The 21907-nt window shown below is 70.1% G+C and carries 20 protein-coding genes; 15 read left to right on the forward strand and 5 right to left on the reverse strand.

The window, feature by feature from the left end; genetic code table 11:
- The first annotated feature begins 275 nt into the window (after window positions 1-275).
- The 3 genes from HNR23_RS04555 (at window position 276) to clpX (ending at window position 3103) form a co-directional block, all read left to right on the forward strand.
- Window positions 276-842 (forward strand): ClpP family protease, encoded by a 567-nt coding sequence (locus HNR23_RS04555; RefSeq protein WP_184079881.1) that lies wholly within the window; start codon window positions 276-278, stop codon window positions 840-842.
- A 52-nt stretch (window positions 843-894) separates the two neighbouring features.
- A complete protein-coding gene (locus HNR23_RS04560; RefSeq protein WP_184073797.1) occupies window positions 895-1551 on the forward strand; it encodes an ATP-dependent Clp protease proteolytic subunit in 657 nt (218 codons plus the stop codon).
- Window positions 1552-1831: 280 nt separating this feature from the next.
- On the forward strand, window positions 1832-3103 hold the full coding sequence (gene clpX, locus HNR23_RS04565; protein WP_184073799.1) for an ATP-dependent Clp protease ATP-binding subunit ClpX: 1272 nt from the start codon (window positions 1832-1834) through the stop codon (window positions 3101-3103).
- A 125-nt stretch (window positions 3104-3228) separates the two neighbouring features.
- Here the strand turns inward: clpX and HNR23_RS04570 are convergent, their stop codons facing one another.
- On the reverse strand, window positions 3229-3951 hold the full coding sequence (locus HNR23_RS04570; protein ID WP_184073801.1) for a DUF305 domain-containing protein: 723 nt from the start codon (window positions 3949-3951) through the stop codon (window positions 3229-3231).
- A 280-nt stretch (window positions 3952-4231) separates the two neighbouring features.
- On the opposite strand from HNR23_RS04570, the gene HNR23_RS04575 reads away from it, so the two are divergent.
- Window positions 4232-5641: an LVIVD repeat-containing protein gene (locus tag HNR23_RS04575; protein WP_184073803.1), complete on the forward strand. Its 1410-nt coding sequence runs from the start codon at window positions 4232-4234 to the stop codon at window positions 5639-5641.
- 76 nt (window positions 5642-5717) lie between these two features.
- Here HNR23_RS04575 and HNR23_RS04580 read toward each other — a convergent pair whose 3' ends face one another.
- Window positions 5718-6947: a folylpolyglutamate synthase/dihydrofolate synthase family protein gene (locus HNR23_RS04580; protein WP_184073805.1), complete on the reverse strand. Its 1230-nt coding sequence runs from the start codon at window positions 6945-6947 to the stop codon at window positions 5718-5720.
- Window positions 6948-7092: 145 nt separating this feature from the next.
- Here HNR23_RS04580 and HNR23_RS04585 point away from each other — a divergent pair, with 145 nt between their 5' ends.
- The 8 genes from HNR23_RS04585 to rodA all read left to right on the forward strand — a co-directional run bounded on the left by HNR23_RS04585 (window position 7093) and on the right by rodA (window position 16057).
- Window positions 7093-8442: a glutamate ligase domain-containing protein gene (locus tag HNR23_RS04585; protein ID WP_184073807.1), complete on the forward strand. Its 1350-nt coding sequence runs from the start codon at window positions 7093-7095 to the stop codon at window positions 8440-8442.
- Between the two features lie 3 nt (window positions 8443-8445).
- Entirely contained in the window at window positions 8446-8799 is a 354-nt protein-coding gene (locus tag HNR23_RS04590; RefSeq protein WP_184073809.1) for a DUF4233 domain-containing protein, read from the forward strand.
- A gap of 621 nt (window positions 8800-9420) precedes the next feature.
- Window positions 9421-9831, forward strand: a complete 411-nt coding sequence (ndk, locus tag HNR23_RS04595) for a nucleoside-diphosphate kinase (RefSeq protein WP_184073811.1) — start codon at window positions 9421-9423, stop codon at window positions 9829-9831.
- Window positions 9832-10065: 234 nt separating this feature from the next.
- Entirely contained in the window at window positions 10066-11100 is a 1035-nt protein-coding gene (locus HNR23_RS04600) for a rod shape-determining protein (RefSeq protein ID WP_184073813.1), read from the forward strand.
- Between the two features lie 2 nt (window positions 11101-11102).
- Window positions 11103-12056 carry a rod shape-determining protein MreC gene (gene mreC, locus HNR23_RS04605; RefSeq protein ID WP_184073815.1) on the forward strand — a complete coding sequence of 318 codons (954 nt, stop codon included), beginning with the start codon at window positions 11103-11105 and terminating at the stop codon, window positions 12054-12056.
- 8 nt (window positions 12057-12064) lie between these two features.
- Window positions 12065-12586, forward strand: a complete 522-nt coding sequence (mreD, locus tag HNR23_RS04610) for a rod shape-determining protein MreD (RefSeq protein WP_343070420.1) — start codon at window positions 12065-12067, stop codon at window positions 12584-12586.
- Window positions 12583-14763, forward strand: coding sequence for a penicillin-binding protein 2 (mrdA, locus tag HNR23_RS04615; RefSeq protein ID WP_184073819.1), 2181 nt, complete (start codon window positions 12583-12585; stop codon window positions 14761-14763). Before mreD ends, mrdA begins: the two co-directional genes overlap by 4 nt.
- Window positions 14764-14878: 115 nt before the next feature.
- Window positions 14879-16057 carry a rod shape-determining protein RodA gene (gene rodA, locus HNR23_RS04620; protein WP_184073821.1) on the forward strand — a complete coding sequence of 393 codons (1179 nt, stop codon included), beginning with the start codon at window positions 14879-14881 and terminating at the stop codon, window positions 16055-16057.
- 80 nt (window positions 16058-16137) lie between these two features.
- Here the strand turns inward: rodA and HNR23_RS04625 are convergent, their stop codons facing one another.
- The 3 genes from HNR23_RS04625 to HNR23_RS04635 all read right to left on the reverse strand — a co-directional run bounded on the left by HNR23_RS04625 (window position 16138) and on the right by HNR23_RS04635 (window position 18687).
- Complete coding sequence (locus HNR23_RS04625; RefSeq protein WP_184073823.1) at window positions 16138-16698, reverse strand: DUF4870 domain-containing protein; 561 nt, start codon at window positions 16696-16698, stop codon at window positions 16138-16140.
- 167 nt (window positions 16699-16865) lie between these two features.
- Window positions 16866-17786, reverse strand: coding sequence for a DUF4870 domain-containing protein (locus HNR23_RS26570; RefSeq protein ID WP_246421585.1), 921 nt, complete (start codon window positions 17784-17786; stop codon window positions 16866-16868).
- A gap of 100 nt (window positions 17787-17886) precedes the next feature.
- The gene (locus HNR23_RS04635; RefSeq protein ID WP_221308387.1) at window positions 17887-18687 is read right to left on the reverse strand and encodes a DUF3097 domain-containing protein; all 801 of its coding nucleotides are present in this window, start codon (window positions 18685-18687) and stop codon (window positions 17887-17889) included.
- A gap of 243 nt (window positions 18688-18930) precedes the next feature.
- Here HNR23_RS04635 and hrcA point away from each other — a divergent pair, with 243 nt between their 5' ends.
- The 3 genes from hrcA to HNR23_RS04650 are packed head-to-tail and all read left to right on the forward strand — an operon-like array spanning window position 18931 to window position 21869.
- Window positions 18931-19944: a heat-inducible transcriptional repressor HrcA gene (gene hrcA / locus HNR23_RS04640; RefSeq protein WP_184073828.1), complete on the forward strand. Its 1014-nt coding sequence runs from the start codon at window positions 18931-18933 to the stop codon at window positions 19942-19944.
- The gene (gene dnaJ / locus HNR23_RS04645; RefSeq protein ID WP_184073830.1) at window positions 19945-21087 is read left to right on the forward strand and encodes a molecular chaperone DnaJ; all 1143 of its coding nucleotides are present in this window, start codon (window positions 19945-19947) and stop codon (window positions 21085-21087) included. It abuts the gene before it with no gap.
- 32 nt (window positions 21088-21119) lie between these two features.
- On the forward strand, window positions 21120-21869 hold the full coding sequence (locus HNR23_RS04650) for a 16S rRNA (uracil(1498)-N(3))-methyltransferase (protein WP_184073832.1): 750 nt from the start codon (window positions 21120-21122) through the stop codon (window positions 21867-21869).
- The last annotated feature ends 38 nt before the right edge of the window (window positions 21870-21907 follow it).

The raw sequence follows: 21907 nt of genomic DNA on the forward strand, positions 1-21907 counted from the left end.
GTCCGGTGCGGTGGTGCACCGGCGAGCCCCGCTCCCCATCCTCACGGGTGGGGAGCGGGGCTCGTTCGCTCTGGGCCGCAAAGCCCGGCCCGGCGCGGTCCGCACCTGCGCTCAAAGCGAACAGGGAAGAGATCCGTGCGAGCGGGCGTCCGAACCGCGTTAGTGTCGCAAGCGTCGCAACCGTTTCGAATCCGGAGCAGGTGACGAGAGTGCCGCCGACCTTCAATGAGTCCATGCGAATCGACGCCCGTACGCCCGAGTCGCCGCTTCCCCCGATGTTCGAGCAGACGTCCCAGCGCCTGCTGCGTGAGCGCATCATCTTCCTCGGCCAGCAGGTCGACGACGAGATCGCGAACCGCATCGTGGGTGAGCTTCTACTGCTGTCCGCCGAGGACCGCCACAAGGACATCACGCTTTACATCAATTCACCGGGCGGATCGGTTTACGCCGGCATGGCGATTTACGACGTCATGCAGTACATCCCCAACGACGTCCGCACGGTGGGCATGGGGATGGCCGCTTCGATGGGCCAGATGCTGCTGTGCGCCGGTGCCCCGGGCAAGCGCTACGCGCTGCCGCACACCCGCGTCATGATGCACCAGCCGTCCGGTGGCATCGGGGGCACCGCCTCCGACATCCGGATCCTGGCCGACCAGCTGCTCTACATCAAGAAGATGTTCCTGGAGCGCATCTCGCTGCACACCGGGCAGACCCAGGAGCAGATCGAGAAGGACGCGGACCGGGACCGCTGGTTCACCGCCCAGGAGGCCAAGGAGTACGGGTTCATCGACGAGGTGCTGGAGGGCACCCTCGACGTGACCGGTACGACGCAGTCCCGTTGATCGGTGAGTCCAGGTGAGTCCAGTGGATAGGCGCTTTTGGGAAGGCCCGAACATGAGCGAGTACAACCTCAGCCCGGCCGGTGGCATGGCCCCGGCGGGCCCGCAGAGCCGCTACGTGCTGCCGTCGTACGTCGAGCGCACGTCGTACGGCGTCAAGGAGATGAATCCGTACAACAAGCTCTTCGAGGAGCGGATCATCTTCGTCGGGGTGCAGATCGACGACACCTCGGCCAACGACATCATGGCTCAGCTGCTCACTCTGGAGCAGATCGACGGCGAGCGTGACATCCAGATGTACATCAACTCGCCGGGCGGGTCGTTCACGGCGCTGATGGCCATCTACGACACGATGCAGTTCGTCCGCCCCGACGTGCAGACGGTGTGCATCGGCCAGGCCGCCTCGGCCGCCGCGGTGCTGCTCGCCGGCGGCACCAAGGGCAAGCGGGGCTGCCTGCCCAACGCGCGGATCCTGATCCACCAGCCCGCGACCGAGGGCACCTTCGGGCCGGCCAGTGACATCGAGATCCAGGCCAACGAGATCATGCGGATCCGTGAGCAGCTGGAGAGCACGCTCGCGCGGCACACCGACCGCTCCAAGGAGCAGATCTCCCGCGACATCGAGCGGGACAAGATCCTCACGGCGGAGGAAGCCAAGGAGTACGGGATCGTCGACTTCGTCCTCCCGTACCGCAAGACCTCCCTGAAGTAGGGTCGACTCACGGGCCTGGAACGTCGACGTGGACCGGTGGAACGACGCCGGTCGGACACCGAGTGGTGAAGCCGGTCCACTTCTTCGCCTAGTCTCGACAAGAGCGATACAGATCGCCCCGTCCACCGCTCGGCCGGGAGCGCATATCCTGCAAAAGCGGTAGCTTGCTTTACTACAGGGCACGCCATCCGCGTGGCATACGCCGGGAGCGCGATACGCGCTCCGCCGTACAGCGGGCGGAGGAGATGGCGGGGCGGCCTACGTTTTAAGGAGAAGCTGGGTGGCACGCATCGGCGACGGTGGAGACCTGCTGAAGTGCTCGTTCTGTGGCAAGAGCCAGAAGCAGGTGAAGAAGCTCATTGCCGGCCCCGGCGTTTACATCTGCGATGAATGCATTGATCTGTGCAATGAGATCATCGAAGAGGAACTCGCCGACGCCACCGAGCTCACCTGGGACAGCCTGCCCAAGCCACGGGAGATCTACGAGTTCCTCGATTCGTATGTGATCGGCCAGGAACAGGCCAAGAAGGCGCTGTCGGTCGCGGTCTACAACCATTACAAGCGCGTCCGCTCCGAGGGCGACCGCCCGCGCGAGGAGGATGTGGAGATCGCCAAGTCCAACATCCTGCTCCTGGGCCCCACCGGATCGGGCAAGACCCTCCTCGCGCAGACGCTGGCCAAGATCCTCAACGTCCCCTTCGCGATCGCCGACGCCACCGCGCTCACCGAGGCCGGGTACGTCGGCGAGGACGTCGAGAACATCCTGCTCAAGCTCATCCAGGCGGCCGACTACGACGTCAAGAAGGCCGAGACCGGGATCATCTACATCGACGAGGTCGACAAGGTCGCCCGCAAGAGCGAGAACCCGTCGATCACCCGCGACGTCTCCGGCGAGGGCGTGCAGCAGGCGCTGCTGAAGATCCTTGAGGGCACCACGGCGAGCGTGCCGCCCCAGGGCGGGCGCAAGCACCCGCACCAGGAGTTCATCCAGATCGACACCACGAACGTGCTCTTCATCTGCGGCGGCGCGTTCGCCGGCCTGGAGAAGATCATCGAGTCGCGGGTCGGCCGCCAGGGCATGGGCTTCAACGCCGTGATCCGCCCCAAGGTCGAGGAGTCCGACGACCACTTCGCCGAGGTCATGCCCGAGGACCTGCTGAAGTTCGGGATGATCCCGGAGTTCGTGGGTCGGCTTCCGGTCATCACCAGCGTGCACAACCTCGACCGCGCCGCCCTCATCCGCATCCTCACCGAGCCGCGCAACGCCCTGGTCAAGCAGTACCAGCGACTGTTCGAGCTCGACAACGTGGAGCTGGAGTTCACCGACGACGCCCTCGACGCCATCGCCGAACAGGGCATCATCCGCGGCACCGGAGCCCGGGGCCTGCGGGCCATCATCGAGGAGGTGCTGCTCTCGGTGATGTACGAGGTGCCCAGCCGCGAGGACGTCGGCCAGGTGATCATCACCCGCGAAGCCGTCCTGGAACACGTGAACCCGACCATCGTCCCCCGCGCCGACGCCGGACCGGAGCGCGAGGAGAAGAGCGCTTAGGCGCCGCCCCCGGTCCCTCCGCCCCTGATCCTCCGTCGAACGCGGGACACCGAACGGGTCCGTGACGGGACGGGGGCGCTATCCCCGGCCCAGCGTCGGGGCGGTGGGGGACCGGGCGGGAAGGGTCAGGTCGCGAGGGCCGCGCGGATCCGCTTGATCTCGGCGTTCTGCTCGGAGATCACGTCGTTGGCGATCTTGAGGACGGTCGTGTCCTTGCCATCGATCACGACGTCCTCGGCCATGTCGACCCCGCCCTGGTGGTGGGCGATCATGAGCTCGGCGAACAGTTCGTCGAACTCCGCCCCCTCCGCCTGGCGCAGTTCCTTCATCTGCGCCTCGGTGGCCATGCCCGGCATCGAGGAGTGGTCGAGGTCGGTGGGGCAGGTGACGTCGCCGCCGTGGTGCGCGCCCGAGCCGCCCCCGTCGCCGCCCTTGGCACCGTCGACGCCGCAGTAGTTGCGGTGGTTGGGGTTCTCGCGGGCGGGACCGTAGACGTGCTCCTCCAGCCAGCCCTGCATGACATCGATCTCCGCACCCTGCGCGGCGGCGATGCGGTCGGCGATGGCGGTGATCGCCTCGTTGTCGGCCCGGTCCTCGGCGAGGTCGGACATCTCCAGGGCCTGGCTGTGGTGTTCGATCATCCGCAGCAGGAAGTCGACGTCGGCCTCGTTGTGCCCGACCTCCTCGGCTGCCGCGGCGATCCGCTCCTCTGAGGCGGGAGTGGGGGAGTCGCCCGGCGCGCCGGGGTCCAGTGCGGGCGGGCCGTCGGACCCGCCGCCGTCCCCGGAGCAGGCAGCCGCCCCCGCGAGTACCACGGCGGCACCCGCCGCCAGTATCCAACTCCGCACGGACGGCTCCATTCTCTCCTCGGTGCCGGGGGCGCGGCCGCCGGCGGTCGTCCTGCCTGTCGGGCGGCCGCAGCCGCCGTCCCGGTGTTTCTACTCGCCCGCGGGGCGATTTGTCCAGTATCTGGACGGTTGGCCACAGGTAACGGCGAAGGGGGTCTTACACCGGTCAAGGGTGGCAAATCGTCCAGACTTCGTAATGCGACACGGCGAGTCTGTACAACATGCCGGAGATGTATGTAGTTTTCTATCGTTTCGGCGTGCATCGGAAGAAGGAGTCCAGATGCCCACATCCCCCACACTGTCCAAGAGAAGACGCGTCGGGCCACGAACCGGACACCGTCTCCTCACCTTCGTCGGCGCCGCGTCCCTGGTCCTGGGCACGGCCGTCGCTCCAGCGGCAGCGGACAGCCCCGCCGACGACGTCGTCACCAGCGACAACGTGACCCACGTGGCCAACGTCCCCAAGCCGTCCCCGGTCACCAACACCAACTCCGACCTCGCGTTCACCGGCGACTACGCGATCTCCGGAAACTACGACGGCTTCGTCATCTACGACATCTCCACCCCCGAATCCCCCCAGATCGTCAGCAAGGTCCTGTGCGAGGGCGGCCAGGGCGATGTCACCGTCAGCGGCGACCTGCTGTACTTCTCGGTCGACTACCCGCGGAGGAGTGAGGAGTGCGGCGCCGCGTCCAGCACGCCGGCGGACCCGACGGCCTTCGAGGGCATCCGCATCTTCGACATCTCCGACAAGACGGCGCCTCGGTACGTCGCGGCCATCCGGACCGACTGCGGATCGCACACCAACACCCTGGTCCCCGGTAAGGACGGCCGGACGGACTACATCTACGTCTCGTCCTACGCTCCCTCCGAACGGTTCCCGAACTGCCAGCCGCCGCACGACAAGATCTCGATCATCGAGGTCGATACGCACGACCCCGCCTCGGCCAAGGTCGTGGCCGAGCCCGTGCTGTTCCCGGACGGCGGCAACCACGACCAGCCCGGTCTGCTGCGTCCGACCGAGGGCTGCCACGACATCACCGCCTACCCGGAGAAGGACATCGCGGCGGGCGCCTGCATGGGCGACGGCATCCTGATGGACATCAGCGACCCGGTCAACCCCGTGGTGACCGAGCAGGTGCGCGACACCAACTTCGCGTTCTGGCACTCGGCGACCTTCAGCAACGACGCCAAGACCGTCCTGTTCACCGACGAACTCGGCGGCGGCGGAGCGGCCACCTGCAACGAGCGGATCGGCCCGGAGCGCGGCGCCAACGCCATCTACACCCTCAAGAACGGAAAGCTCGATTTCGAGGGCTACTACAAGCTGCCCCGGCACCAGTCCGCGACCGAGAACTGCGTGGCGCACAACGGCTCGCTGATCCCGGTGCCCGGCCAGGACTTCTTCGTCCAGGCCTGGTACCAGGGCGGTGTCTCGATCATCGACCTCAACGACCCGGCGAACGCCAGGGAGATCGGCTACTTCGACCGCGGCCCGATCGACGAGAACCGGCTCGTGGGCGGTGGCAGCTGGTCGGCCTACTACTACAACGGCTACATCTACTCCAACGACATGACCCGGGGGTTCGACGTCCTGAAGGTGGACGACCGGCGGCTCAGGCCGGCCGAGAAGGTCACCTATGACGAGTTCAACCCGCAGAGCCAGCCGCGCTACAAGCCCGGCCGGTAGAGGCCGACCTACGGCCCGACGGACGAGCGGCCCGCGCCCGGGCAGGGGCGCGGGCCGCCGCGTGTCCGCGCCTCCCTCAGGCGGTGAACAGCCGTTCCGTCTCCGCGTCGATCACGTCCAGGGCCCGTCCGGTGAAGTACACCGTCCCCAGCACCAGCACGTGCTCGCCCATGCCCGCGATGTCCGCGGGTGCCAGGTCCTCGGCTTCCACCACCCGCCACGCGGCCGGGATCTCGTGTTCGAAGCGCAGGTGCTCGTCGGGCAGGCGTGCGAAGGTCACCGGAATGTCGCCGAGCTCCGCGATCGCGCCGTCGACATCCTTGTGGTCGGGGAAGCAGATCAGCGCGTGGTCGACACGCGGCCAGATCCCCCGGGCGTGCTCCAGCGCCACCCGGATCCCGGCCCGGTTGATCGCCGAGTCGATCAGCACCTCGGTCCCGCCCACCGTGTGCCGCGACAGCCGTGCGGGCAGCCGCAGCGAGGACAGCACCCGGTGCAGCCGCTCGGGGGAGGCGGGCGCGCGGCCCAGTACCGCCAGCATCCGGTGCGCCGCCGCGCACCCCAGCTCCGCCGAAGCCGCGGACAGCCCCGGCGGGAGCACGTCCGGCGACGGCCCCCGCCCCGACCCGGGGTGCACCACCTCGGGTCGGACCCGGTCCGCGGTCACCTCGGCCACGGTGGCGTCGACCACCTCCGCCACCTCGCCGGTCTGTGTCAGCCGGACGAACGCCACCGTACGCTCCCCGGCCACCCGCGCCTTCTCCCGGGCGATCTCGGCCACGGTGTCACCGATCAGGCCGACGTGCTCGGCGAACACCTTGGCCATCGCGACCACGGCCGGCTCCAGCAGCCGCAGCTCATCCCGGTAGCCGCCGATCCCCGCCTCCACCACGCAGACGTCGGCGCCGCGTCGCTCCGCCTCCAGCAGGCCGGCGGTCATGAACAGCGTGTTCGGCGAGAGGTAGCCGTCGTCCGACGGAGGACCGATCCGCTCCCGGGCCTTCTCGATGCGCGCGGCGATCTCCGCCAGCCCCGCCTCGTCGATCGCGACCCCGTTGAACCGGACCCGCTCACGATGGCTCCGGAAACTAGGGCCCGTGACCGTCACCACGTTCAACCCCGCCGCGGCCAGGCACGCCGACGCGTAGGTGGCGGTCGTCCCCTTGCCCTTGGACCCGACGACCCCCAGCACCGGCGGTTCCGCGATGTCCAGCTCCCGCCGCAGGTCCAGGGCGCGGGACAGGCTGCGGCGGTAGCCCGGGCGCTTCAGGCGCCACTCGGCGAAGAAGGTCTCGAAACTCGACATGCCCCCAGTACTACATCACCCGGCGGGTCCGCCCGACCGCAGCGCACCGGCCCCCACCAGCGCCGGGGCCGCGTGGTGCCGGTACCCGACCGGGTCCGCGGATGAGTAGGCTGAAGGACGTGCATACCCCGACCCATCTCCCGTCGTGAGTGACAAGGGCGCCCACGAGCGCTACACCCAGGTCGTCGCCGAGATCACCGCCCGCCGGGTCGAGACCGACATCGACCCGTCGACCGACCGCGTCCGGGCCCTCCTCGACCTCCTCGGCGAGCCCCAGCGCGCCTACCGCTCGATCCACCTGACGGGGACCAACGGCAAGACGTCCACCGCGCGGATGATCGACGCGCTGCTGCGCGAGCGCCAGCTTCGGGTCGGCCGCTACACCAGCCCGCACCTGCGCACGATGCGGGAGCGGATCGTCATCGACGGGGAGCCCGTCTCCGAGGAGCGGTTCGTCGCCGCCTATGACGACATCCGCCCCTACGTCGACATGGTCGACGCGGGCTCCGACGTGCCGCTGTCCTTCTTCGAGGTGCTGACCGCCATGGCCTACGCCGTGTTCGCGGACACCCCGGTGGACGTGGCCGTCGTCGAGGTCGGCATGGGAGGCAGCTGGGACGCCACCAACGTGATCGACGCCGACGTGGCCGTGGTCACCCCCATCGCCATCGACCACACCGAGTATCTTCCCGACAGCGTCGAGGGCATCGCCGAGGAGAAGGCCGGCATCATCAAGCCCGGCTCGGTCGTGGTCCTGGCGCAGCAGCAGCTTCCGGCCGCCGAGGTCCTGCTGCGCCGCGCGGCCGAAACCGGTGCCCAGGTGGCCCGCGAAGGCATGGAGTTCGGCGTCCTGCACCGCGAGATCGCGGTCGGCGGCCAGCAGCTCTCGGTCAAGGGGCTGCGCGGCGGCTACGAGGGCGTGTTCCTGCCGCTGTTCGGCTCCTTCCAGGCGGGGAACGCCGCCACGGCCATCGCGGCCGTCGAGGCGTTCGCCGCGCCCGGCGAGGGCGACGACGGCCTGGATCCGGAACTGGTCGCCACCGCGCTTGCCGGGGTCGACTCCCCGGGGCGCCTGGAGATCGTGCGGACCAGCCCCACCGTGCTGGTGGACGCCGCGCACAACCCCGCGGGGATGGCGGCGTCGGCGGCCACCCTGGAGGAGGCCTTCGGCTTCAGTCGGCTCGTGGGCGTCGTGGCGATCATGGCGGACAAAGACGTCGAAGGCATCCTGGAGCCGCTGGAGCCGCTGCTCGCGGAGGTCGTGGTCACCCGGAACTCCTCGCCGCGCAGCCTGAGCCCCGATCGGCTCCGGGAGATCGCGGAGCCGATCTTCGGTGCGGAGCGGGTGCATGTGGCCCAGCGGCTGGACGACGCCATCGACATGGGGGTCACGCTGGCGGAGGAGACCGGGGAGTTCGGCGGTACCGGTGTCCTGGTCACCGGCTCCGTGGTCACCGCCGGGGACGCCATTCACCTGGTCAAGGGGGGACAGTAGGACATGCGGACGATCTGCTCGGTCGTGCTCGCCTTCGAGGTCATCGTCATCGGCCTGGCCATCCCGGTGGCCATCAACCTCGGCGGGTACCCCCCGGCGCTGGCCGGCGGCGTGTGGGGCGGTCTGGCCGCCGCGGCGCTGGTACTCGCCGCCCTGCAGCGGTTCCGCTGGGGGTTCTACGCGGCCTGCGTGCTCCAGGCGGCCTTCCTCGCCAGCGGTTTCCTCGTTCCGGGGCTCGCCGTTCTGGGCGTCATCTTCGTGGGACTGTGGATCGCAGGCGTGATCCTCGGTAGGAAGACCGACGCGATGGCGTTCGAGCGAGCGGAGGCGCCGATGCCGGTGCCGGAGGCCGAGTAGTTTCGGCGGTGGAGTGAGTGAGGAGCCGGAGCGCGGGTGGGGGTGCCGTCGCGATGGCGTTCGAGCGAGCGGAGGCGCCGATGCCGGTGCCGGAGGCCGAGTAGTTTCGGCGGTGGAGTGAGTGAGGAGCCGGAGCGCGGGTGGGGGTGCCGACGCGATGGCGTTCGAGCGAGCGGAGGCGCCGATGCCGGTGCCGGAGGCCGAGTGGTTTCGGCGGTGGAGTGAGTGAGGAGCCGGAGCGCGGGTGGGGGTGCCGACGCGATGGCGTTCGAGCGAGCGGAGGCGCCGATGCCGGTGCCGGAGGCCGAGTGGTTTCGGCGGTGGAGTGAGTGAGGAGCCGGAGCGCGGGTGGGGGTGCCGTCGCGATGGCGTTCGAGCGAGCGGAGGCGCCGCCACCGCGAACGGGTGGGGATGATCCCATCACCCGGCATGCCGTCGATGTGCTCTCCTCCGAATCCCTGGCACCCTCTGCGGTTCCGCCTCGGATTGGGTTGCTGAGGCGATAGGGTTACGGATGGCCGGGTCGGCGGTCACCGCTGCTCTTCCCCCAGGTTCCGGGCGCGTCGTGTTCCGCCGCCGAACCCCGCCGATCATCAGCTAGCAGTCGAGGAGAGTGGCACCGTGGAGCGCACCCTAGTCCTGATCAAGCCCGATGGTGTGCGTCGCAACATCATCGGCGAGGTCATCAGCCGCATCGAGCGCCGTGGCCTCAGGATCATCGCGATGGACCTGCGCACACTGACGCCCGACATCGCCAAGACGCACTACGAGGAGCACGCGGAGCGCCCCTTCTTCGACTCCCTCGTCGAGTTCATCACCGGCGGCCCGCTCGTCGCCATGGTGGTGGAGGGCGAACGCGCGGTGGAGGCCTTCCGCGCGCTGGCCGGTGCCACCGACCCCGTCGCGGCGGGCCCCGGCACCATCCGCGGCGACTTCGCGCTGGAGGTGCAGCAGAACATCGTGCACGGATCCGACTCCACCTACTCGGCCGAGCGCGAGATCAAGCTGTTCTTCCCCGACCTGGCCGCCTGATCGTTTCCGACGGCGGGGAACCGCGCGCCGGGCGCAGCCCGGCGCTTTTGCCTCTTGCCGGGCTGTGGCCAGGCATTTTCTGTCCTCGACAGCCCCTTGATTTCGGTGTGTTTACGTAACCATCGAAGTGCCGAGCGTTACGATACGGGTACTGAATCCGCTTCCGCGAGGAACGAGACCGTATTGACCGCCCCATGGGTGCAGCACCTGTTTTGGTGCCGCTGAGGACGATTCATGACCAACAATCTCGCCTTTCTCGGCCGTGACATGGCGGTCGACCTCGGGACCGCGAACACCCTGGTGTACGTGCGCGGACGAGGCATCGTGCTGAACGAGCCCTCGGTCGTCGCGCTGAACACCTCGACGGGGAAGATCGTCGCGGTCGGCATCGAGGCGAAACAGATGATCGGCCGGACACCCAGTAACATCACGGCGGTCCGGCCGCTGAAGGACGGCGTCATTGCCGACTTCGAGATCACCGAGCGCATGCTGCGCTATTTCATTCAGAAGATCCACCGCAGACGGCATTTCGCCAAGCCGCGCGTGATTGTGGCCGTGCCGAGCGGGATCACCTCAGTGGAGCACCGGGCCGTCAAGGAGGCCGGTTACCAGGCCGGTGCGCGCCGCGTGTACATCATCGAGGAGCCCATGGCCGCCGCCATCGGCGCGGGGCTACCCGTACACGAGCCGACCGGAAACATGGTGGTCGACATCGGCGGCGGCACCACCGAGGTCGCGGTCATCTCCATGGGCGGCATCGTGACCTCGCAGTCGATCCGCGTCGGCGGCGACGAGCTGGACGAGGCCATCATGACCTTCGTCAAGAAGGAGCACTCCCTGATGATCGGGGAGCGCACGGCCGAGGAGATCAAGCTCGCCATCGGATCGGCCTACCCGACCGGGACCGAGGAGTTGCATGCCGAGGTCCGCGGCCGCGACCTCATCAGCGGGCTGCCCAAGACCGTGGTGCTCTCGGCCGCCGAGATCCGCCAGGCCATCGAGGAGCCGGTGACCTCGATCATCGACGCGGTGCGTACCTCACTCGACAAGTGCCCGCCCGAGCTGTCCGGCGACATCATGGACCGCGGGATCGCCGTGGCCGGGGGCGGTGCACTGCTGCGGGGGCTGGACGACCGTCTGCGGCACGAGACCGGGATGCCCATCCACCTCGCGGAGAACGCCCTCGACTCCGTGGCCATCGGCTCGGGCACCTGCGTGGAGAACTACGAGCGCCTCAACCAGGTGCTCGTTCCGGAACGGCGGCGGTAAGGGTGGGACGCGGCACCTCACGGTCGCGGCTTGCCCTCCTCCTCGCCATCGCCCTCGCCCTGATCATCCTGGACTCCAAGAACAGCGACAATCCCGTCACGGCGGCGGCCCGCGCTGCGGGCGACGCCGCCTTCTCGCCCGTCGCCGCCGGCGTCTCCGCCGTCGCTCGACCGGTCAAGGGGGCCTACGCCGCGCTCACCGCCGCGCCGGGTGCCCGAGAACGGATCGCCGAACTGGAGGCGGAGAACAGGGAGCTGGCGGCCGCACTGGAGGACCGGAGCCGGGACGAGGGCCGCGCCGGGGAACTGGAGCGACTGCTCGGCCTGTCCGGTCTGGGCGGGTACGAGATCGTCCCCGCCCAGGCGGTGACCCGCGTGACGTCGCGCGGCCTGTCCTCCACGGTCACCATCGACGCCGGAACCCGCGACGGCGTCCACGCCGACATGACCGTGCTCAACGGTGACGGGCTGGTCGGCCGGGTCACCCGCGCCGAAGCGGACACCGCGACGGTCCTGCTGATCACCGACGCCTCCTCGGCCGTCGGCGCCCGGTTGGAGGGATCGGAACGGATCGGTGTGGCCGAGGGCGGATCGCGGACCATCGGGGACAGCGTTCCGCTGAGATTCGAGCTGATGGACGCCGACGCGCAGGTCCGGGAGGGGGACAGGATCGTGACCCTGGGCTCGCACGACGGCATGCCGTTCGTCCCGGGTGTGCCCATCGGGACGGTCGCCAAAGTGCGCGACACCCCCGGTGCGCTCAGCCGGGTGGCCGAGGTCGACCCGGCCGCGGACATCGGCGCCTTGGACATCGTCGGGGTGGTGGTCGCCGGCCCGGAGCGGGACCCCCGCGACTCGGTGCTGCCGCCGGCGCCGGAGCAGCGGCGCGTCACCGACGCACGAGCCGGCCGGGCGGCGCGGGTCCCGGGGGCGGTCGGATCGGGGGAGGTGCGATGAAACCGGTGGTGACGACGGTTCTACTGGTGACGGCGGTGCTGGCGCAGGCCGCGGTGGTGAACCGGCTGCCGCTGCCCTGGGGGGTGGGGCCGGACCTGGTGGTACTGACCGTGACCGCGGTCGCGCTCGCCTCCACCCCGATGACCGGCGCGTTCGTCGGGTTCACGGCGGGCCTGGCGATGGACGTGCTGCCACCGGCCGACCACGAGGTGGGCCGCTACGCGCTGGTCCTGTGCCTGGCCGGGTACCTGGCCGGATGGGCGCCGACCTTCGGGATGCGCTCCTACTCGGTGGCCGCACTGGCGGCTTTCGGGGTGGCCACGGGGTTCGCGCTCATCGGGCTCGTGATCGGCGACCCCCGCTTCTCGCTCGGCGGCGCCTCCTGGACCATCCTGCTCAGCGTGGTGGTGACCATGCTGGTGAGCCCGCTGGTGCTCCACCCGGTGGGGAAGATCATGCGCTACCTGTCCCGTGACGACTTCGGCTCCGTGGCGGGCGCACCGTGGGCGGCGGGGAGTCTGCGCCGATGAGACGACGCTGGAAGCCGTGGAAGTGGGAGCCCCCGTCGGGGCTCGGGCACCGGCGCCCGCCCGGCCGGATCCCGCTGCTCCTCGCCCAGCTGCTCGTCTACACCCTGTTCGCGGTGCTGGCCGGGCGGATGTGGTACCTGCAGGTGCCGATGAACGCCCACTACCGCGACCTCGCGGTGGCCAACCACGCCCAGCAGCTCATCGTCCCCGCCACCCGCGGTCAGATCCTGGACGCCGCGGGGCGCTCCCTGGTGCGCAACCGGACCGAGCTCGTCGTCTCCGCCGACTATCACGCCGTGATGGCCCAGGACGACAACGGCGAGGGCGTGCTGCGCAAGGTCGCCCGGGTACTCGGGGTGCCGGAGGACGAGGTGCTGCAGCGCATCCGGCTGTGCGGCCCCGAGGTGAGTCGGCCCTGCTGGCCCGGGTCGCCCTACCAGCCGGTGACGCTGGTCGAGGACGTCGACCCGAAGAAGGCGCTGCAGATCCTGGAGCGCCAGGAGGACTTCCCCGGCATCTCGGCGCAGCAGCACGCCGTCCGCGAGTACCCCAACGGGGAGCGCGCCTCCCAGACGCTCGGCTACCTGCAGCCGGTCACCCAGGAGGAGCTTGAGGCGCGCGAGGAGCTGCGCGTCCAGTTCAGCGGTATCGACCATGTGGGCCGCGACGGCCTGGAGGCGATGTACGACGACCGGCTGCGCGGCACCGCGGGGGTCCGCACGCTCGGCGTCAACAACAAGGGCCAGGTCATCGGTGTGCTGGAGGAGAAGGCGCCCGAGCCCGGCATGCACCTGGTGACGCATCTGGACGAGCGCGTCCAGGCCATCACGGAGAAGGCACTGGAGCGGGGGATGAAGCGCGCTCGCGGCCTCGGCAAAGGCTATGTGGCCGATTCCGCTGCGGCCGTGGTGCTCGACGTCCGCACCGGTGGGGTGATCGCCATGGCGAGCGTGCCCACCTACGACCCCGAGGTGTGGAACGGCGGCATCGACCAGGAGACCTACGACGAGATGCTCAGCAAGGACGCGGGGGAGCCGCTGATCTCGCGGGCGCTGCAGGGGCAGTACCCGCCCGGCTCGACCTTCAAGGTTTCCTCGCTGGCCGCCGCGGTGAAGAACGGGTCGCCGCTGAACGGAACGTATGCCTGCCCGGGCTCCATCAACGTGGGCAACAGGTCCTTCCAGAACTACGAGGGCGCCGGCCACGGCAGCGTCAGCCTGCACAAGGCCATCGTGGTCTCCTGCAACACCGTCTTCTACAAGTTCGGCTACGACATGTGGCGGGAGGACGGAGGCAAGAACCCGTCCAAGAACCCCCAGGAGGTCATGTCGAACATGGCCAAGAGCTTCGGGTTCGGCGCGCCCACCGGGATCGACCTGCCCAACGAGAGCAGCGGCCGCATTCCCGACCGGCAGTGGAAGCGCGAGTTCTGGGAGTCCACCCGGGAGCAGAACTGCAAGCGGGCCGAGAAGGGATACCCGGAGGTCGAGGACGGCTCGCACCGTGCCTACCTGGAGAAGCTCGCCCGGGAGCACTGCGAGACCGGCTTCGAGTGGAACGCGGGCGAGGCGGTGAACTTCTCCATCGGCCAGGGCGACGTGCTGGTCACCCCGCTGCAGCTGGCCAATGCCTATGCCGCCATCGCCAACGGCGGCACCCTGTACGAGCCGCGGGTGGGCAAGGCGTTCGTCTCCGCCGACGGCAAGCAGGTCGAGGAGATCCCGCCGAAGGAGCTGGGCAAGCTCGACTTGGACGACGAGACCCTGGCCTACCTGCAAAAGGCGCTCACCCAGGTGCCCAAGGAGGGCACGGGGCGCGGTGCCTTCGACGGATTCCCGCAGGGCCAGGTGTCCATCGCGGGCAAGACCGGTTCGGCCACCATCGTCGGCAAGAAGACGTCGTCGTGGTTCGCCTCCTATGCGCCTGCCGACGACCCGCGGTTCGCGGTGGCGGTCCTCGTCTCCCAGGGCGGCACCGGCGGCACCACGTCCGCCCCCATCGTCCGGGAGATCTACGAGGGTATCTACGGCTTCGTCCCCTCGGACGACGCCGCGGAACCGGGGGAGGAAGGCGAGGAGGACGTGAAGCCGGTCGACCCCGCGCTGCCCGGCGGCAAACCCCCGTCGGACCTGCCCGAGATCCGTCCCGACGGCACCGTCGTCGCCGCGGGCGAGTAGGCGGCCGGGGAGAGATGGGCGGGCGGCCGCGCAGGGCGGAGGAACCGGAGGGGGAGCGGATGATCGGCGCACGAGCAGGGGTGTCCGCCATCGGCCGGGAGCGGGGTGAGGCGCGATGATGCCCTACACCAGCCCCCACCTGCCCCGCACCACACTGGGCGAACGGGTCGGCGGCCTCATCGCCGCGGGTCGGCCGCGGCGCTTCGACTGGGTCCTGCTGGCGGCCGTGCTGGGGCTGTCCGCGCTCGGCGTGGTCCTGGTCGGCGCGTCGACCTACGACCCGCGCGACCCGTCGGGGGCGTTGGGCTACGTCGAGCGCCAACTCGTCCACCTGGCCGTGGGAACGGTGCTGTGCCTGCTGGTGGCCGCGGTCGACTACCGGGCGCCGCGCGCGTACGCGCCGATCGCCTACGTGTGCTCGCTGATCGGCCTGCTGGTGGTCCTCACCCCGCTGGGCCAGACCATCAACGGTTCCCGGGGGTGGATCGTCGTCGCCGGGGTCCAGGCCCAGCCCAGCGAGCTGGCCAAGGTGGGGCTGATCCTCGCCCTGGCCATGCTGCTCGGCGAGCCCCGCGACGGAGAGCACGCCCCCACCACCCGCGACGTGCTCTTCAGCCTGGTCGCGCTGGCCATTCCCATGGCCCTCATCACGCTCCAGCCCGACCTGGGAACCGGGCTGGTCATGGGGGCCATTTTCCTGGGCATGCTCACGGTGTCGGGGGCACCGCTGCGCTGGGTCGTGGGGATGCTGGGGTGCGGCACGCTGGCCGCGTTCAGCGTGTGGTGGTTCGAGCTGCTCCAGCCCTACCAGCTGGACCGGGTGGCCACCATGATCGATCCCAGCGCCGACCCGCAGGGCGCCGGGTACAACTCCAACCAGGCGATGATCGCCATCGGATCCGGCGGGTTCAACGGCACCGGGCTGTTCCAGGGTGAGCAGACCAGCGGTCGGTTCGTGCCCGAGCAGCACACCGACTTCATCTTCACGGTGGCCGCCGAGGAGCTCGGGTTCATCGGCGGGCTGACGATCATCGGGCTGCTGGCGCTGATCATCCAGCGCATCCTGCGGATCGCCGCAGGGTGCTCCCATCCCTACGGGCGGCTCGTCTGCGTCGGTGTGGCCACCTGGTTCGCCTTCCAGAGCTTCGTCAACATCGGGATGACCCTCGGGGTCGCGCCGGTGACCGGCCTGCCGCTGCCCTTCGTGTCCTACGGCGGTACCGCCACCGTCGCCCACCTCATCGCGATCGGGCTGGTGGTCAGCATCCACGCGCGCAACCGCGGCTTCGACTAGCCGCGGCCCGGTCGGATCTTGGGCCGCGGCCGGGACCGGCACGCCGGTCCCGGCGCCGCGATGCGGTGCGGCCTCGGCTCCTACTTCACGACCGGGACGCCGATCGGGTAGGTGTACCACTCGCCCTTGTTCGCGGCCACGGCCGCCATGATGCCCAGGACGACCGCGGCGATCCACATCGCGAAGAAGGTGAGGACGCCGATGAAGACGAGCGTCAGCACCCACGAGACCACGTAGACGATGAGCACCAGGATCTGGAAGTTGAGTGCCTGGGCCGCGTGGTGCCGGACGAACGGCGATTCGTCCTTCTTCACCAGGTAGAGCACCAGCGGCACGAGGAAGCTGAGGAACAGCCCGCCGAGGTGTGCGAGCAGCGCCATGGTGCGGTCGTCCGGCGTGGAGCCGTAGGGCTGCTGCGGGTAGCCGTAGGGCTGCTGGTAGTGGCCCTGCTGCTGGTAGGCGCCGGGCTGGGGGTACGGCTGCTGGGGGTAGGGCTGCGGGCCCATGCCCGGCGGCATGCCCGGGGCGCTCTGCGGACCGTGGCCGGGGTCGGCACCGGGCGGGGGGGAGTACCCGCCGGGGTGGTTGTAGGGGGTGTTCTGCCCGTCGTGCGGTGGGCCGGGCGGATACGGGTTGCTCATGATCTCCTCGATTTGCTGCCGACCACACCGGTCGATGGAACACGTTCGCTGGTGCCACCGTAGCGGCGTCTCGGACGTGCGGGAACGGGGTGTGGAGGTGCATCGTCGATGAGACGCGGGGGTCGGCGCCGGGGTTCCTCGGCGCCGACCCCCGTGATCGCCACCGCCTACTTCACCATCCGGATGGCGAAGGGGTACCGGTGCAAGGTGCCCTTGTTCGCGCCGAGCGCCCCCATGGCGCCGAGCACGATGGCCACCGCCCAGAAGACCGCGATCAGCACGGAGCCGATCCAGGACGTGTCGGGGGAGAAGACGCCGAGGCCGAGGAAGACGATCCAGGCCAGCGCGTAGGGGATGAGCATCGTCAGCTGGAAGTTGAGCGCCTCACCCGCGTGGTGCCGGACGAACGCCGAGTGGTTCTTCTTCACCTGGAAGACGATCAGCGCCGGGATCCAGCCGAGGCAGGACATGATGAGGCCGGACAGGTGCGCGATCATCGCCCACGTGGTGTCGTCCGCGGCGCCCTGCTGGCCGTACCCCTGCTGCGGGTCGTAGCCCTGCGGTCCGAACGGCTGCTGCTCGTAACCGACACCGGGCTGCTGCGGGTACGGCGGAGCCTGGGGCGGCTGCCCGTAGGCGGCCTGCTGCGGCTGCTGGGGGTATCCGGGCTGGGGCGGCTCGAAGCCCTGGGGCGGTTGCTGTCCGCCGCTCGGCTGGGCGTACCCCGGCTGCTGCTCGTAACCGACACCGGGCTGCTGCGGGTACGGCGGAGCCTGGGGCGGCTGCCCGTAGGCGGCCTGCTGCGGCTGCTGGGGGTATCCGGGCTGGGGCGGCCCGTAGCCCTGGGGCGGTTGCTGTCCGCCGCCCGGCTGGGCGTACCCCGGCTGCTGCTCATAACCCTGCTGCGGGTACGGCGGGGCGAACCCGGGTTGCTGGGGGTGGGGGTGCGGGCCGTACCCGGGCTGCCCACCGGTCCCCGCCTGACCCGGGCCCGGCTGCGCGTCGGGAGGGGTGGGGCCGGGCGCCGGCTGGCCGTCTGCGGGCCGGTCCTGGGGCTGTGGTCCGTTGGGCGGGGTCTCGCTCATCATGTCCCTTGGGTATGCCGCTTGTGGTGGGGGCGATCGTCTCGTCCGACCTCCCGCGAGGGGGTGACCGCGGGGCGTGCCCGCGGTCGGCTCTCGGGCGAGACTAGTCTTCCACCACGTAGGGGGCGGTAACGAAATCGATCAGTTCCTCGACGCGGCCGAGGAGTTCGGGTTCCAGGTCGGCATATGACCGTACCGAGGCCAGGATGCGCCGCCAGGCCTCCCCCGGTTCCTCGCGGCTCCCCAGCGCGCGCAGCACCCCCTCCTTCCACGGGACGCCGCGCGGGACCTCGGGCCAGGCCTCGATACCCAGTGCCGACGGTTTCACCGCCTGCCATACGTCCACGAAGGGGTGGCCGGTCACCAGGACGTGCGGTGAGCGGACCCGTTCGGCGATGCGGCTCTCCTTGGAACCCGGCACGAGGTGGTCCACCAGCACGCCGAGCCGCCGCTGCGGCCCGGGTTCGAAATCGCGCACGATCTCGGGCAGGTGGTCGACGCCCTCCAGGTACTCCACCACGACGCCCTCGACGCGCAGGTCGTGGCCCCACACCCGCTCCACCAGCTCGGCGTCGTGCACACCCTCCACATAGATCCGGCTCTCCTTGGCGATCTGCGAGCGCGCCCCCCGGACCGCGATGGAGCCGGAGGCGCTGCGCAGCGGTCCCCGCGGCGCGGCGGTCGGGCGGACCAGCGTGGCCGGTTCACCGTCGATGAGGAACGCGGCGGGCGTGAGGTCGAACACGCGCCGGGCGCCGTGGCGGTCCTCCAGGGTGACGGTGGTCTTGTCCCAGTCGACGACGGCGCCGCAGAAGCGCCCGTCGGCCGACTCCGCGACCAGGTCCGGTTCGATGGTGACCTCCGGGACCCGCCCCTTCTCGGGGCGGCGCGGGCCGCCCGCCAGAACGTCGCCGCCGTAGCGGTCGGCGTAGCGCCGGTCGCCGGAGCCGGTCCCTCTGCCCTTGCCTGAGTCGCTGTGCACGGCCCTGGATTGTAGTGGCGGACCGGGACGACGGTGTGGTCAGGTCGCCGCCGAGGGGGAGCGGGGGTACGGCGCGCCCCGGGCCGCCGGGCCGCTCCCCCGGGCGACCTTGCGGCGGACATTAGAATTGGCAGTCAAGACCACGGAGTGCCAGGAGGTGAGCGCGTGCTCGACGACCGGAAACTCGCGGTTCTGCGTGCCATCGTCGAGGACTACGTGTCCACGAAGGAGCCCGTGGGATCGAAGGCCCTGGCGGAGCGGCACAGCCTCGGTGTCTCACCGGCGACCATCCGCAACGAAATGGTGGCTCTCGAAGAAGAGGGGTACATCACCCAGCCGCACACCAGCGCCGGCAGGATCCCCACGGACAAGGGCTACCGCCTGTTCGTCGACCGCCTGTCCACGGTCAAGCCCCTGTCCTCGGCGGAGCGCAGGGCGATCGAGACGTTCCTCGGCGGAGCGATCGACCTCGACGAGATCGTCGCCCGCACGGTGCGCCTGCTCGCCCAGCTCACCCGCCAGGTCGCGATCGTGCAGTACCCGTCGCTGACCCGCTCGGCCGTGCAGCACGTGGAACTCGTGCCGCTGGGCCCGAGGCGCGTGATGATGGTGCTGATCACCGACACCGGGCGGGTGGAGCAGCGGGTCATCGACCACCTCGACTGGGTCGACGACAGCAGCGTGGAGAGCCTGCGGACCCTGCTCAACCGGCTGCTGGTGGGCAAGGGGCTGAGCGACGTTCCCCCCGCGGTCGCCGACGTGCCCGCACTGGTGCCCCCGGACGACCGGCGGATGGCCGCCTCGGTGCTGTCGGTCCTTCTGGAGAGTCTCGTGGAGCGCAGCGAGGAGAAGATCGTCCTGGCGGGGACGGCGAATCTCGCGGCGATGGATTTCTCGGCTAGCCTTCGGGAGGTACTCGAAGCGCTCGAAGAGAACGTGGTCCTCATCCGCCTGCTCGGTGAGGCGGGGGACCCCTCCTCGCTCACCGTCCGCATCGGTGAGGAGAACTCCCACGAGGGCCTGAGATCGGCCTCGATCGTCTCCGCTGGTTACGGCATCGGTGATCACTCACTGGCCAAGCTCGGCGTGGTCGGTCCGACACGCATGGATTACCCCGGAACGATGGGAGCGGTACGCGCTGTGGCTCGGTACGTAGGCACGATTTTGGCGGGACAGTAAGTGGCGAACGACTATTACGAGATCCTCGGTGTGCGCCGGGACGCGTCCAAAGACGAGATCAAGAAGGCCTATCGTCGACTCGCCCGCGAGCTGCACCCGGACGTCAACCCCGACCCGGCCACCCAGGAGCGCTTCAAGGAAGTGACGCAGGCCTACGAGGTCCTCTCCGACGACAACAAGCGCCGCATGTTCGACATGGGCGCCGACCCCTTCGCACCCGGCGGCGGCGCCGGCGCCGGCGGTTTCGGGGCGACGGGCTTCCCGTTCGACGACATCATGAACGCCTTCTTCGGCGGCGGCCAGCCGGGCGGCGGTCGGGGACCGCGCGACCGGGTGCGCCGCGGCCGCAGCATCAAGGTGCGCGTGGAGCTGGACCTCGCCGAGGCGGCCTTCGGCGTCACCAAGGACGTCACCTTCCCCACCGCCGTCCTGTGCGACACCTGCCAGGGCGAGGGGACCGCCAAGGGCACCCACCGCCGCACCTGCGACATGTGTCAGGGGCGGGGAGAGGTCTCCCAGGTGGCGCGCTCGTTCTTGGGCCAGGTCATGACCACCCGCCCGTGCCCGCAGTGCTCGGGCCAGGGCAGCGTGATCACCGACCCCTGCGCCGACTGCTCCGGCGAGGGGCGGGTTCGCGAGAAGGTCACCCGCAAGGTGCAGATCCCCGCCGGTGTCGAGGACGGCACCCAGATCCAGCTGGCCGGAGAGGGCGAGGTCGGCCCCAACGGCGGCCCGCGCGGCGACATCTTCCTGGAGATCGTGCAGCGCCCGCACCCGATCTTCGAGCGGCGCGGCGACGACCTGCACTGCACCATCACCGTGCCGATGACGGCGGCGGCGCTGGGTGCGTCGTTCACCTTCGAGACGCTGGACGGTACCGAGGAGATCGACCTGCGGCCCGGCACCAACTCCGGGCACGTCATCACGCTCAACGGGCGCGGCAGCAAGCGCCTCGACGGCGGCGGCCGCGGTGACCTGATGATCCAGGTCAACGTGGAGACACCGGCGAAGCTGGACGAGGAGCAGGAGCACCTGCTGCGCAAGTTCGCCGAACTGCGCGGTGAGGACCAGCCTCCGGGCAGGTTCAGCCCCGGGCACAGCGGGCTGTTCTCCAAGCTGCGCGACGCGTTCGGCGCCAGGTAGCACAAGCCCGGGCGAAAAGGGGACGTGAACCAGTGACACCTCCGGTTTTCCTGGCCGGGGCGGGGGAGCTCGACCAGGACCGCGTGCTGCTGTCCGGACCCGAGGGGCGCCACGCGGCCGTGGTGCGCCGGATCACCGTCGGCGAGACCGTCGATCTCGTCGACGGTGCCGGGACCAGGGCCCGCTGCGTCGTGACCGACGTCGCCAAGGACGCGGTGGTCTGCGAAGTGCGGGAGCGCTGCGTCGATCCGGCGCCCAGCCCGCCCATCACGGTCGTGCAGGCCCTGCCCAAGGGCGACCGCGGCGAGCTGGCCGTCGAGGTGATGACCGAGGCCGGGGTGGACGTGATCGTGCCGTGGGCCGCCGAGCGCTGCGTGACCCGGTGGAAGCCCGAGCGGGCGGCCAAGGCGCTGGGCAAGTGGCGTGCCACCGCCCGTGAGGCGGCCAAGCAGGCCCGGCGCAGCCGCGTCCCCGAGGTCGCCGGGTTGGCGGCGACGCGCGAGGTCGCAGCACTGCTCGCCGGGGCCGGGCTGGGCATCGTGCTGCACGAGGACACCGAGGAGCGGCTCTCGGCGCTGACGCTGCCCGAGGGCGGCGGCACCGACCCCGCGACGGGCATCGTCGTCGTGGTCGGCCCCGAGGGCGGGTTCGCCGACGCGGAGCTGGCGGCCTTCGATGAGGCCGGTGCCGTACGCGCGCTCCTCGGCCCGACGGTGCTGCGGACCTCTACGGCGGGCGTGGCCGCGCTCGCCGTCCTCCAGGCCCGCTGCGGCCGCTGGTAGCCCGCCCCGCGGGCGAACGTCTCCCCGCCCTCTCCGCC

This window comes from Nocardiopsis mwathae, from assembly GCF_014201195.1.
Lineage (GTDB): Bacteria > Actinomycetota > Actinomycetes > Streptosporangiales > Streptosporangiaceae > Nocardiopsis_C > Nocardiopsis_C mwathae.

Bases quoted from the DNA above. Each gene is read 5' to 3' on its own strand.
- HNR23_RS04555 (WP_184079881.1), top strand. From the start codon at position 276: ATGTTCGAGCAGACGTCCCAGCGCCTGCTGCGTGAGCGCATCATCTTC.
- HNR23_RS04560 (WP_184073797.1), top strand. From the start codon at position 895: ATGAGCGAGTACAACCTCAGCCCGGCCGGTGGCATGGCCCCGGCGGGC.
- HNR23_RS04575 (WP_184073803.1), top strand. From the start codon at position 4,232: ATGCCCACATCCCCCACACTGTCCAAGAGAAGACGCGTCGGGCCACGA.
- HNR23_RS04580 (WP_184073805.1), bottom strand. From the start codon at position 6,947: ATGTCGAGTTTCGAGACCTTCTTCGCCGAGTGGCGCCTGAAGCGCCCG.
- HNR23_RS04590 (WP_184073809.1), top strand. From the start codon at position 8,446: ATGCGGACGATCTGCTCGGTCGTGCTCGCCTTCGAGGTCATCGTCATC.
- HNR23_RS04600 (WP_184073813.1), top strand. From the start codon at position 10,066: ATGACCAACAATCTCGCCTTTCTCGGCCGTGACATGGCGGTCGACCTC.
- mrdA (WP_184073819.1), top strand. From the start codon at position 12,583: ATGAGACGACGCTGGAAGCCGTGGAAGTGGGAGCCCCCGTCGGGGCTC.
- rodA (WP_184073821.1), top strand. From the start codon at position 14,879: ATGATGCCCTACACCAGCCCCCACCTGCCCCGCACCACACTGGGCGAA.
- HNR23_RS04625 (WP_184073823.1), bottom strand. From the start codon at position 16,698: ATGAGCAACCCGTATCCGCCCGGCCCACCGCACGACGGGCAGAACACC.
- HNR23_RS26570 (WP_246421585.1), bottom strand. From the start codon at position 17,786: ATGATGAGCGAGACCCCGCCCAACGGACCACAGCCCCAGGACCGGCCC.